At 65.7% G+C, this 12164-nt stretch carries 10 protein-coding genes and 1 tRNA gene; 6 read left to right on the forward strand and 5 right to left on the reverse strand.

Features of this window, described 5'->3' with window-relative positions:
• The first annotated feature begins 41 nt into the window (after nt 1-41).
• The 3 genes from MXB90_RS01035 to lpdA all read left to right on the forward strand — a co-directional run bounded on the left by MXB90_RS01035 (nt 42) and on the right by lpdA (nt 6040).
• Nucleotides 42-3002, forward strand: coding sequence for a 2-oxoglutarate dehydrogenase E1 component (locus MXB90_RS01035; RefSeq protein WP_250039941.1), 2961 nt, complete (start codon nt 42-44; stop codon nt 3000-3002).
• 1 nt (nt 3003) lies between these two features.
• On the forward strand, nt 3004-4536 hold the full coding sequence (odhB, locus tag MXB90_RS01040; RefSeq protein ID WP_250039942.1) for a 2-oxoglutarate dehydrogenase complex dihydrolipoyllysine-residue succinyltransferase: 1533 nt from the start codon (nt 3004-3006) through the stop codon (nt 4534-4536).
• A gap of 115 nt (nt 4537-4651) precedes the next feature.
• Nucleotides 4652-6040, forward strand: coding sequence for a dihydrolipoyl dehydrogenase (gene lpdA, locus MXB90_RS01045; protein WP_250039943.1), 1389 nt, complete (start codon nt 4652-4654; stop codon nt 6038-6040).
• A 126-nt stretch (nt 6041-6166) separates the two neighbouring features.
• On the opposite strand, the gene MXB90_RS01050 is transcribed toward lpdA, so the two are convergent.
• Together MXB90_RS01050 and MXB90_RS01055 are read right to left on the reverse strand one after the other, a co-directional pair.
• Nucleotides 6167-6811, reverse strand: coding sequence for a GntR family transcriptional regulator (locus MXB90_RS01050; protein ID WP_250039944.1), 645 nt, complete (start codon nt 6809-6811; stop codon nt 6167-6169).
• Between the two features lie 54 nt (nt 6812-6865).
• A complete protein-coding gene (locus MXB90_RS01055) occupies nt 6866-7630 on the reverse strand; it encodes a M48 family metallopeptidase (RefSeq protein ID WP_462982181.1) in 765 nt (254 codons plus the stop codon).
• 51 nt (nt 7631-7681) lie between these two features.
• Here MXB90_RS01055 and MXB90_RS01060 point away from each other — a divergent pair, with 51 nt between their 5' ends.
• The 3 genes from MXB90_RS01060 (at nt 7682) to MXB90_RS01070 (ending at nt 8660) form a co-directional block, all read left to right on the forward strand.
• The gene (locus tag MXB90_RS01060; RefSeq protein ID WP_250039945.1) at nt 7682-8008 is read left to right on the forward strand and encodes a TIGR02300 family protein; all 327 of its coding nucleotides are present in this window, start codon (nt 7682-7684) and stop codon (nt 8006-8008) included.
• A gap of 200 nt (nt 8009-8208) precedes the next feature.
• Nucleotides 8209-8284, forward strand: a tRNA-Ala gene (locus MXB90_RS01065).
• Between the two features lie 133 nt (nt 8285-8417).
• A complete protein-coding gene (locus MXB90_RS01070) occupies nt 8418-8660 on the forward strand; it encodes a hypothetical protein (RefSeq protein WP_250039946.1) in 243 nt (80 codons plus the stop codon).
• A gap of 49 nt (nt 8661-8709) precedes the next feature.
• On the opposite strand, the gene MXB90_RS01075 is transcribed toward MXB90_RS01070, so the two are convergent.
• The 3 genes from MXB90_RS01075 to MXB90_RS01085 form a co-directional block, all read right to left on the reverse strand.
• Complete coding sequence (locus MXB90_RS01075; protein WP_250039948.1) at nt 8710-9486, reverse strand: enoyl-CoA hydratase-related protein; 777 nt, start codon at nt 9484-9486, stop codon at nt 8710-8712.
• Nucleotides 9487-9576: 90 nt separating this feature from the next.
• Entirely contained in the window at nt 9577-10029 is a 453-nt protein-coding gene (locus MXB90_RS01080) for a cytochrome c-type biogenesis protein (RefSeq protein WP_250039949.1), read from the reverse strand.
• Between the two features lie 4 nt (nt 10030-10033).
• Nucleotides 10034-11995, reverse strand: a complete 1962-nt coding sequence (locus MXB90_RS01085; RefSeq protein ID WP_250039950.1) for a heme lyase CcmF/NrfE family subunit — start codon at nt 11993-11995, stop codon at nt 10034-10036.
• Between the last annotated feature and the right edge of the window lie 169 nt (nt 11996-12164).

Raw genomic sequence — 12164 nt, forward strand, 5'->3', positions numbered from 1 at the left:
CCCAAGGGGGGCGCGGTTTCCCCATTCTGTCAGGTGCAGCCATGACCGACCAATCCCCGAACGACCAGTTCCACGCCTCCTCCTTCCTGCAGGGGCACAATGCGGACTATGTCGAACAGCTTTACGCGCGCTTTGCCGCCGACCCGTCCTCGGTCGATGCGGCATGGGCGGCCTTTTTCCATTCGCTGGGCGATGCCGAGCTGGATGTGACGAAATCGGCTTCGGGCGCGTCATGGGAACGGTCGGACTGGCCGCCGGTTCCGGCCGATGACCTGACCGCCGCGCTGACCGGCGAATGGCCGGTCGCCAAAGAGGGCAAGGCCGCGGGCGACAAGATCCGCGCCAAGGCCGCCGAGGCGGGCGTGACCGTATCCGATGAACAGATCAAGCGCGCCGTGCTGGATTCGATCCGCGCGCTGATGATCATCCGCGCCTACCGTATCCGCGGGCATCTGATCGCCGATGTCGATCCGCTTGGGATGCGCGATGCCGCGCTGCACCCCGAACTGGACCCCAAGTCCTACGGCTTCACCGACGCCGACATGGACCGCCCGATCTTCATCGACAATGTTCTGGGCCTGACCCATGCGTCGATGCGCCAGATCCTGGACATCGTGAAGCGCACCTATTGCGGCACCTTCGCGCTGCAATACATGCATATTTCCGACCCCGAGGAAGCCGCCTGGCTGAAGGAGCGGATCGAAGGCTACGGCAAGGAAATCAGCTTCACCCGCGAAGGCCGCCGCGCCATCCTGAACAAGCTGGTCGAGGCCGAGGGTTTTGAAAAATTCCTGCATGTCAAATACATGGGCACCAAGCGCTTCGGTCTTGACGGCGGCGAGGCGCTGATCCCGGCGATGGAACAGATCATCAAGCGCGGTGGCGCGCTGGGTCTGAAGGAAGTTGTCATCGGCATGCCGCACCGCGGCCGCCTGAACGTGCTGGCCAATGTGATGGGCAAGCCGTTCCGCGCGATCTTCCACGAATTCCAGGGCGGGTCTTACAAGCCCGAGGATGTGGATGGTTCGGGCGATGTGAAATATCACCTTGGCGCCTCGTCCGACCGGGAATTCGACGGCAACAAGGTCCACCTGTCGCTGACCGCCAACCCCAGCCACCTTGAGGCGGTGAACCCCGTGGTGCTGGGCAAGGTCCGCGCCAAGCAAGACCAGCTGAACGATACCGAGCGTTATCAGGTTCTGCCGATCCTGCTGCATGGGGACGCGGCCTTTGCCGGACAGGGCGTTGTCGCGGAATGCTTTGGCCTGTCGGGCCTGCGCGGGCATCGCACCGGCGGCACCATGCATATCGTGGTGAACAACCAGATCGGTTTCACCACCGCGCCGCATTTCAGCCGGTCGTCCCCCTACCCGACCGACATCGCCCTGATGGTCGAGGCGCCGATCTTCCACGTAAACGGCGATGACCCCGAGGCCGTGGTCCATGCCGCCAAGGTCGCCACCGAATTCCGCCAGAAGTTCCACAAGGACGTGGTGATCGACATCTTCTGCTACCGCCGCTTCGGTCACAACGAAGGCGACGAGCCGATGTTCACCAACCCGGTGATGTACAAGCGCATCAAGGGTCACAAGACCACCCTGCAACTTTATACCGAACGTCTGGTGGCCGACGGGCTGATCCCCGAAGGCGAGATCGAGGATATGAAGGCCGCCTTCCAGGCCCACCTGAACGAAGAGTTCGAGGCCGGCAAGAACTTCAAGCCGAACAAGGCCGACTGGCTGGATGGCCGCTGGTCGGGTCTTGACCGCGAGCGCGAGGAATATGACGCCGGCGCCACCGCGATCACGCCCGAAACGATGGCCGAGGTCGGGCGGGCGCTGTCCACGGCCCCGCAGAACTTCGACCTGCACAAGACCGTGGCGCGCCAGCTGGACGCCAAGGCCAAGATGTTCGAATCCGGCAAGGGCTTTGACTGGGCGACTGCCGAGGCGCTGGCGTTTGGTTCGCTTCTGACCGAAGGCTTCCCCGTCCGCCTGTCCGGCCAGGACTGCACCCGCGGCACGTTCAGCCAGCGCCATTCCGGCCTGATCGACCAGACGACCGAAGAACGCTACTACCCGCTGAACCATGTCCGGGCCGGTCAGGCGCGTTATGAAGTCATCGACTCGATGCTGTCGGAATATGCGGTTCTGGGCTTCGAATACGGCTTTTCACTGTCCGAACCCAAGGCCCTTGTCATGTGGGAGGCCCAGTTCGGCGATTTCGCCAATGGCGCGCAGATCATGTTCGACCAGTTCATCAACTCGGGCGAGCGGAAATGGCTGCGGATGTCGGGTCTTGTCTGCCTGCTGCCGCATGGCTTCGAAGGCCAGGGGCCGGAACATTCCTCGGCCCGTCTGGAACGTTTCCTGCAACTGTCGGCCGAAGACAACTGGATCGTGGCCAACTGCTCGACCCCGGCCAACTATTTCCACATCCTGCGCCGCCAGCTGCACCGCAACTTCCGCAAGCCGCTGATCCTGATGACGCCGAAATCGCTGCTGCGTCATCCGCTGTGCGTGTCGAAGGCCGATGAATTCACCACCGGTTCCTTCTTCCGTCGGGTGATGTGGGACGATGCCGACACCCAGCACACCGGCAATTCCGAGTTCAAGCTGGCCGCGGATGACAAGATCAAGCGCGTCGTGATCTGTTCGGGCAAGGTCTATTACGACCTGCTGGCCGAACGCGACAAGCGCGGCCTGTCGGACGTGTATCTGCTGCGGCTGGAACAGTTCTATCCCTTCCCGGCCCATTCGATGGTCAAGGAACTGTCCCGCTTCAAGGATGCGGAAATCGTCTGGTGCCAGGAAGAGCCCAAGAACCAGGGCGCCTGGACCTTTGTCGAACCGAACCTGGAATGGGTGCTGACCAAGATCGAGGCCCGCCACAGCCGCGCCCGCTATGCCGGCCGCGTCGCCTCGGCCTCGCCCGCCACGGGTCTGGCCAGCCGCCACAAGGCCGAACAGGACGCGCTGATCCACGACGCGCTGGAGGGCTGATATGGCAATCGAGGTCCGCGTTCCAACGCTGGGCGAAAGCGTATCCGAGGCCACCGTGGCCACCTGGTTCAAGAAACCGGGTGACACGGTCGCCGCGGATGAGATGCTTTGCGAACTGGAAACCGACAAGGTGACGGTCGAGGTTCCCTCGCCCGCCGCCGGCGTCCTGGCCGAGATCGTCGCCCCCGAGGGCGAAACGGTCGGCGTCAACGCCCTGCTTGCACAAATCACCGAGGCCGGGGCGACCGGCGCGAAACCCGACACGACTGGCCCGCGTTCCAAAGCCGGAAGCGCGCCGCAAACCCAAGAGGTCAAAATGACTGACGTAATGGTGCCCGCGCTTGGCGAAAGCGTCTCCGAAGCGACCGTGTCCACCTGGTTCAAGAAGGTTGGCGATACTGTCGCGCAGGACGAGATGCTCTGCGAACTTGAAACCGACAAGGTCTCGGTCGAGGTGCCCTCGCCCGTCGCAGGCGTGCTGACCGAAATCCTGGCGCACGAAGGCACCACCGTCGATGCCAAGGCGCGCCTGGCCGTGGTCGCCGAAGGCGCAACCGCCGCGGCCCCCAAGGCCGAGGCCGCCGCCGCCGTCGGATCGCCCGGCGCCGGCCCCGAACAGGCGACGCCGCGCAAGGATGTCGAACATGCCCCCGCCGCGAAAAAGGCGATGGCCGAAGCCGGTCTTGGCGCCGATCAGGTCACCGGCACCGGCCGCGACGGCCGCATCATGAAGGAAGACGTGGCCCGCGCCGCGGCCGCCCCCGCCCCGGCCGCCGTGTCGATCGCGCCTGCGCCCGCCAGCGCCCCGCGCGCGCCCGTCCCCGCCGATGACGCCGCCCGCGAAGAACGCGTCAAGATGACCCGCCTGCGCGCCACCATCGCGCGCCGCCTGAAGGATGCGCAGAACACCGCCGCGATGCTGACGACCTATAATGAGGTCGACATGTCCGGCATCATGGAGCTGCGCAACACCTTCAAGGACCAGTTTGAGAAGAAGCACGGCGTGAAGATGGGCTTCATGTCCTTCTTCGTGAAGGCCTGCTGTCACGCCCTGAAAGAGGTCCCCGAGGTCAATGCCGAAATCGACGGCGGCGACATCGTCTACAAGAACTATGTCCACATGGGCGTGGCCGTCGGCACCCCCTCGGGCCTTGTCGTGCCGGTGGTGCGTGACGCCGACCAGATGGGCTTTGCCGCGATCGAAAAGAAGATCGCCGAACTGGGCGTTCGCGCCCGCGACGGCAAGCTGTCCATGGCCGAAATGCAGGGCGGCAGCTTCACCATCTCGAACGGCGGCGTCTATGGCTCGCTGATGTCCTCGCCGATCCTGAACCCGCCGCAGTCGGGCATCCTCGGCATGCACAAGATCCAGGACCGCCCCGTCGTGGTGAACGGCCAGATCGTGATCCGCCCGATGATGTATCTGGCGCTCAGCTACGACCACCGCATCGTCGACGGCAAGGGCGCGGTCACCTTCCTCGTGCGCGTCAAGGAAGCGCTCGAGGATCCGCGCCGCCTGCTGATGGATCTGTGATCGACCGGGGCGGCCCTGCGCCGCCCCTTTTCTTCCCCGCCCCTTCTTCTTGGCGGAAATACTCCGGGGGGCACGGGGGGCAGCGCCCCCCGCCAGATCTCAAAGGAACGGACCAATGGCAGAATTCGATGTCATCGTGATCGGCGGCGGCCCCGGCGGCTATGTCTGCGCGATCCGCTGCGCCCAGCTGGGCCTGAAAACCGCTTGCGTCGAAGGACGCGAGAGCCTTGGCGGCACCTGCCTCAACGTCGGCTGCATCCCCTCGAAGGCGCTTTTGAACGCCACGCACCACCTGCACGAAACCCATGAAAACTTTGAAAAAATGGGCCTGATGGGCGCCAAGGTCAAGGTCGACTGGGCAAAGATGCAGGCCTACAAGGGCGATGTCATTTCCGGCAACACCAAAGGCATCGAATTCCTGTTCAAGAAGAACAAGGTGACCTGGCTCAAGGGCTGGGGTTCGATCCCCGCCGCCGGTCAGGTCAAGGTCGGCGACGAGGTTCACTCGGCCAAAGCCATCGTCATCGCCACCGGCTCGGAACCCGCGTCGCTGCCGGGGATCGAGATTGACGAGGAAACCGTCGTCACCTCGACCGGCGCGCTCGCGCTGCCGAAAATTCCGAAATCGATGGTGGTGATCGGCGCGGGCGTCATCGGCCTCGAAATGGGCTCGGTCTATGCCCGTCTGGGCACGCAGGTGACTGTGGTCGAATATCTCGACGCAATCACCCCCGGCATGGACGGCGAGGTCGCCAAGTCCTTCCAGCGCATCCTGTCCAAACAGGGGCTGAAGTTCGTCCTTGGCGCCGCCGTTCAGGGCGTGGACAAGGCCAAGGGCAAGAACACGGTGCGCTACAAGCTGCGCAAGGACGATACCGAGGCCTACCTTGAGGCCGAGGTCGTGCTGGTCGCCACCGGCCGCAAGCCCTACACCGCCGGTCTGGGCCTGGAAGCCGCTGGCGTGGAAATCCTGCCGCGCGGCCAGGTCAAGACCGACGCGCATTGGCAAACCTCGGTCCCCGGCATCTACGCGATCGGCGATGCGATCACCGGCCCGATGCTCGCCCACAAGGCCGAGGATGAAGGCATGGCCGTCGCCGAGGTGATCGCCGGCAAGCATGGTCATGTGAACTATGACGTGATCCCCGGCGTGATCTACACCACGCCCGAGGTCGCCTCGGTCGGCAAGACCGAAGAGGTTCTGAAACAGGAAGGCCGCGCCTACAAGGTCGGCAAGTTTTCCTTCATGGGCAATGGCCGCGCCAAGGCCGTGTTCCAGGGCGAAGGCTTCGTCAAGCTGATCGCCGACAAGGAAACCGACCGCATCCTGGGCTGCCACATCATCGGCCCCGCCGCGGGCGACCTGATCCATGAGGTCTGCGTTGCGATGGAATTCGGCGCCTCGGCCCAGGATCTGGCCCTGACCTGCCACGCCCACCCGACCTATTCGGAAGCGGTGCGCGAAGCGGCGCTGGCCTGTGGTGACGGCGCGATCCACGCCTGACGCGGCGGCCCGGCATTCCCCGAAAGGCGGCGCCATGCGCCGCCTTTTTCGTTTCACGCCGATCCCCTTCGGCTTTGTCCAAATATCCCGGGGGTCAGGGCCGCAGGCCCAAGGGGGCAGCGCCCCCTAGCCCGCCAGATGCCGCAGGCCATGCGTCACATCGGTGCGCACCGCCAACCGCAACGCCGGCTCATCCCCCGCCCGCAGCGCCGCCAGGATCATGCGGTGATGGCGCGGCGGTTCATTACGCTGCACCCGGCCATACAGCGCGCGCATGGTGGGGCCCAGCTGCAGCCAGATCGTCTCGATCACGGCCAGCATGGCGGGCGCCTGAGCGCGCAGATAAAGCGTGCGGTGAAATTCCAGGTTCGTGCGGATATAGGCCACCGCATCCTGTTTCGCCACCGCCTCGGCATTCGAGGTGTTGATCGCGGCAAGCCGGTCGATCAGCGCCAGGTGGGCCCGCGGCAAGGCCCGCGCCGCCAATTCCGGCTCGATCAGTGCGCGCAGCGCGGCCAGTTCCTCGATCCGGTCGTTCGACAGCTCGGGCGTTGCCACCCGTCCGGATGACGACAGCGTCAGCGCCCCCTCGGCCACCAGCCGGCGCAGTGCCTCACGCGCGGGGGTCATCGACACGCCATGCGCCTTGCCCAGGCCCCGCAGCGTCAGCGCCTGTCCCGGCAACAGCTCGCCATGCATGATCTGCTGGCGCAGGCTGCGGTAAAGCCGGTCATGCGCGGCCGTTTCAATGGGGCGGGCGGAAAGGGTCATGGGAAAACGTGATCACAAATTCCACCTGGCGTCAATCGCCCCCGGCGGTCGACCTCAATCCCCAAACCGGATCGCATGCAGCGCGCTGCCGTGCCGTTTCAGCCAGGCCCGTTCGGGCGCAAATCCGGGGCGCAGCCCCTCGACCACGGCCCAGAAGGCGGGTGAATGGTTCATCTGCGCCAGATGCGCCACCTCATGCGCCGCGACATAGTCCAACACGCCTTCTGGCGCCATCACCAGACGCCAATTATACATCAGGCAGCCATCCGCCGTGCACGACCCCCAGCGCGATCGGGTGTCGCGCAGCGTCAGCCGCCGGTAGGGCCGCCCCAGCGCCGCGGCATAGCGGTCCGAGGCCGCCTGAAGCCGCTGGCGTGCGGCCAGCTTGAAGAACGCCTCCAGCCGGGTTGCCACGCGCCCGGCCTCGGGCGGCACCAGGATCTGCGCCCCCTCCAGACGCGGGGCGGGCACGGGGGCCGCCACCACCTGCCGGTCCTGGCCCAGAAACGGAAGCACAGCGCCGATCTCGGCCCGGCGCGGGGGGGCGGCCTGCGCCACCGTCGCGCGCAGCCAGTCGGCCTTGTCATGGGCAAAGGCAAGCGCCTCGGATTCGCGCGCCCAGACCGGCAGCGTCAGCGTGACCTTGCCATCCAGCCGCGACACCCGCAGCGCAAAACGCCGCGCCCGGGCCGACCGGCGCAGGGTCAGCGCAACCTCGGGCGTTCCGGGGATCAGGGCGCGGGTCAGGGCGGGTCTCCTGTAACGGATGGGTGTGGCGGGGCGCGCAGGGACGAAAAGACTTTGACACCCCGCGGTCATTGTGGCAGTTGGCTTCGACTCTCTGAATAAGAGCGATGCCAGGAGATTTCCATGCCGAAAGAGGAATGGGGCGTCAAGCGCCTCTGCCCGCATTGCGCGAGCCGGTTCTACGACCTGAAGAACGACCCGATGACCTGCCCGGTCTGCACCAACAGCTTCACGGTGGAAAGCCTGACCGTGGGCCGCGGGCGCACGGTCGTGGCCGAAAAGACCACGCGTGAGCGTAGCCTTGATGTTGACGATCTGGCGGATGACGAAGATCTCGACGCCGATACCGGCGACGTCGATCTGGACGATGATCTGCTGGAGGATGACGAGGACGACAACGTCTCGCTGGACGAGATCGCGGACGTCAGCGCCAATGACGAAGAAAGCTGATCCTTTCCGGATCTTCCAATCGAAAGACGCGGGGGCCTTTCCCCGCGTTTTTTCGTTTTCGACCAGGGTCTGACGGCAGGTTCGGCGGGCGCATCGATTTTTGCGGCGGAATGTGGAAATTCCTCTTGCGCCCATCTTGGGAACTGCCTATACGACCCCCCACGCGAGTTGCCCAACCGGGCGGCACGCAGACCTCCGGTGGGGCCATAGCTCAGTTGGGAGAGCGCTTGAATGGCATTCAAGAGGTCAGGGGTTCGACTCCCCTTGGCTCCACCAATTCTCCTTATGTCTGAATTAGATACCTGCCTTCGGGCAACGCCCCGTGCGGGTGTTTTCGCATTGGTATGACGCGGCACATTCCCTGTGAAGCTGCTGCGATGTCGGGGTGTGACATCCCAAGGAATTGGTATTGGTGAAGTCCGTTCTGCGCCTGCTGGCCCGCTTGGCCGTGACACTTGCCCTGCTGGCGTTCTGGGCCTGGCAGAGCGAGCCGTTGCTGGATGCCATGGCACGCCGGGGTTGGTTCGGGTCCTGCTTTGAAGGGGCCTGCGGTTACGCAGCCGCCTTCCTCTATTGGCCCTTGCTCAGCCTAGGCCTGACAGTGGTGTCCCTGATGTTGATCCTCTGGCTGAAGCGCCGCGCGTGGCGCTGACCGGGCGGCGGGTGCGCGTCGGCACGGGCCCGCCGCCCGGCGCCGTCGGTCAGCGTCCCTCGAAGCGGGCGGGGCGCTTTTCCAGGAATGCCAGAACGCCTTCGCGGAAATCGCGGCTTTGGCCCAGCTGGCCCTGCAATTCCGCCTCGCGCGCCAGTTGCCCGTCCAGATCCTGGGCATAGCTGCCACGCAGCGCCCGTTTGACGGCGCTGTAGGCAAGGGTTGGCCCCGATGCCAGCTGGGCGGCGCGGGCGCGCCAGTGGGCCGCGAAATCGGCATCTGGCACGGCTTCCCAGATCATCCCCCAGTCTGCGGCCTGCCGCGCACTGATTCTGTCGGCAAACAGCGCCGCCCCCATCGCGCGGGCAAAGCCGATCTGGCGCGGCAGCCAGTAGGTGCCCCCCGCATCCGGCATCAACCCGATCCGGGTGAACGCCTGCACAAAGGCCGCGCTTTCAGCCGCGATCACCACATCCGCCGCAAGCGCCAGATTGGCCCCTGCCCCGGCTGCGGCGCCATTGACCGCCGCGATCACCGGCACCGGGCAATCATAGATCGCGCGCAGCATGGGTTCATATTCGTCGCGCAGGACACGCTCCAGATCCAGCCCGGCGGCATCGGCGCCGTCGCCCAGATCCTGCCCTGAACAGAATGCCCGCCCCTCGCCGGTCAGGACAATCGCCCGCGCCTCGGCGGTCGCGCGGTGCAGCGCCGCGGTCAGTTCCGCCCGCATCTGGGTGTTAAGCGCATTCATCACCTCGGGGCGGGCCAGCGTCAGCACCGCCAGCCCCTCGGACAGGTCATATCGGATCGTTGTATAGGGCATCGCGCCGCTCCTCTGCCATTGTATGGGGCAGATTAACGCCTGGGCGCAGCGGCGAAAGAGCCAGATTCGCGGGCGCGCCGCGACGTGGCGTTATTCCTTCAGCAATTCTTCCAGCCGGGCGCGTTCCGCCTCGGACAGGGCCGGGCCTGCGGCCTCGTCCCGGCGCCGGTTGCGCAGGAAGACAAAGGCACCGCCCAGCGCCACCACAAGCGCCGCCGGGCCCACCAGCCACAGCACCAGATTGGCACCGCGGCGGTCGGGTTCGAACAGCACATATTCGCCATAGCGGGTGACGATGTAATCCAGCACCTGGCTGTCGGTATCGCCCGCCAGCAGCCGTTCGCGCACCGCCACTCGCAAGTCGCGCGACACCTCGGCGTTCGATTCGTCGATATTCTCGCCCTGACAGACCGGGCAGCGCAGAACCTTGCTGATCTCTCGCGCGCGGGCCTCAAGCGCGGGATCGGACAGGACCTCATCGGGCTGCACAGCGGCCAGCGGGGTGGCCAGTAGGGCCAGGCACAGGGTCAGGCGTTTCAGCATCGGATCACTCCGCCGGGGTTGCGGTGACGGGGGTGGCCTTGCGCGCGCCCGCGGCCACGCGGAAGCGCCGGTCCGTCAAGCTCAGGACACCGCCCAGCGACATCAGGATCGAGCCCGCCCAGATCCAGTTGGCGAAAGGCTTGATATAGGTGCGCACCGCCCAGCCGCCATCCGCCTGCGCATCGCCGATCACCAGATAGACATCGCGGGTAAAGCGATAGTCGATCGCGGCCTCGGTCGTGGGCATTGCCTGCACCGGATAGACGCGCTTTTCGGGGTGCAGCACGGCGGTCAGTTGGCCGCCCTCGCGCACCGACATCGTCGCCATGGTCGAGGTGTAGTTCGGGCCCGGCACCTCTTCGACCTTGTCCAGCGTGATTTCATAGCCCGCAACGGTGAAGGGTTCGCCGATCTGGGCCACGCGGATATCCTCGGCCTGCCAGGCGGTCAGCAGGGCAATGCCGATGAAGGTGACACCAAGGCCACCATGCGCGGTGGCCTTGCCCCAATCGGCGCGCGGCAGACGCAGGATGCGCGCAGGCGTGCGCCCGGCGCGGACCCAGAGTTCGGTCAGCGCCCCGAACACAAGCCAGCTGCCAAGCCCCGCGCCAACCAGCGCGATACCCGACCGCCCGGTGCCCACCGACCAGGCCAGAAGACCCACCGCCAGCGCCAGCACCGCCGCCGGGATCAGCGGGCGGATCGTGCGGGCCAGCTTGGCGCGTTTCCAGGGCATCATCGCGCCCACCGGCAGCACCAGCGCCAGGATCAGCATGAAGGGGGTGAAGGCCTGATTGAAGAAAGGCGCGCCCACCGAAAGCTTGCGGTCCCAGAACATTTCGGCCACCAGCGGCCAGACCGTGCCCACGAACACCACCAGCGCCGACACCGCCAGCAGGATGTTGTTCAGCACCAGCGCGCTTTCGCGGCTGACCATGCCAAAGATGCCACGCGCCTGCATCGCGCCCGCGCGCGCGGCATAGAGCGTCAGCGCCCCACCCACGAAACCGGCCAGAATCATCAGGATGAAGATCCCGCGTTCCGGGTCATTGGCAAAGCTGTGGACCGAGGTGATGACGCCCGAGCGCACGATGAACGTGCCGATCAGCGAAAATCCGAAGGCCATGATCGCCAGAAGGATGGTCCAGCTTTTCAGCGCCTCGCGTTTTTCCACGACGATGGCGGAATGCAGCAGCGCGGCGGCCAGCAGCCAGGGCATGAAGCTGGCGTTTTCCACCGGATCCCAGAACCAGAAACCGCCCCAGCCCAGTTCGTAATAGGCCCACCACGACCCCAGCGCGATGCCGATGGTCAGGAACACCCAGGCCGCCAGCGTCCAGGGCCGCACCCAGCGCGCCCAGGCGGCATCCACGCGCCCCTCGATCAGGGCGGCGACGGCAAAGCTGAAGGCCATCGAAAGACCCACATAGCCCAGGTAAAGAAACGGCGGGTGGAAGGCCAGGCCGGGGTCTTGCAGCAACGGGTTCAGGTCACGCCCGTTGAAGGGCGGATCCGCCAGCCGCACGAAGGGGTTTGAGGTGAACAGGATGAAGGCCAGGAACGCCACGCCGATCATCGACTGCACCGACAGCACCCGCGCGCGCAGCTTGGGCGGCAGGGCCGTGCCGAACCATGAGGCCGCCGCCCCGAACAGCGCCACGATCAGCACCCACAGCAGCATCGACCCTTCGTGGTTCCCCCAGACGCCCGAAATCTTGTAAAGCATCGGCTTGTCGGTGTGCGAATTGGCCCAGACCAGTTCCAGCGAGAAGTCCGAGGTGACAAAGGCCCAGGTCAGCGCCGCGAAGGAAAAACCGATCAGCAGGAATTGCGCAGACGCCGCGGGTTCCCCCACCGCCATCCAGCCCGACCAGCCCCGCCAGGCCCCGATCAGCGGCACCACCGCCTGAATGATCGCCACGCCGAAGGCGAGGATCAGGGCAAAATGTCCAAGTTCGGTCAGCATCGCATCCTCCTGTTCGCGCGCTGATCATAGGGCCAACTGCGCCCGGGGCCAAGGAGGATGCGCCGCCATGTCGCGGGGATCACGACACCGGGATCAGGAAATGGGGGCGCTGCCCCCCGTCGCCTGACGGCGACGCCCCCCGGGATATTTGCGCAAAGCCGAAGGGGGC

It is taken from the genome of Phaeovulum molybdatiresistens (genome assembly GCF_023544865.1).
Classification (GTDB): Bacteria; Pseudomonadota; Alphaproteobacteria; order Rhodobacterales; family Rhodobacteraceae; genus Pontitalea.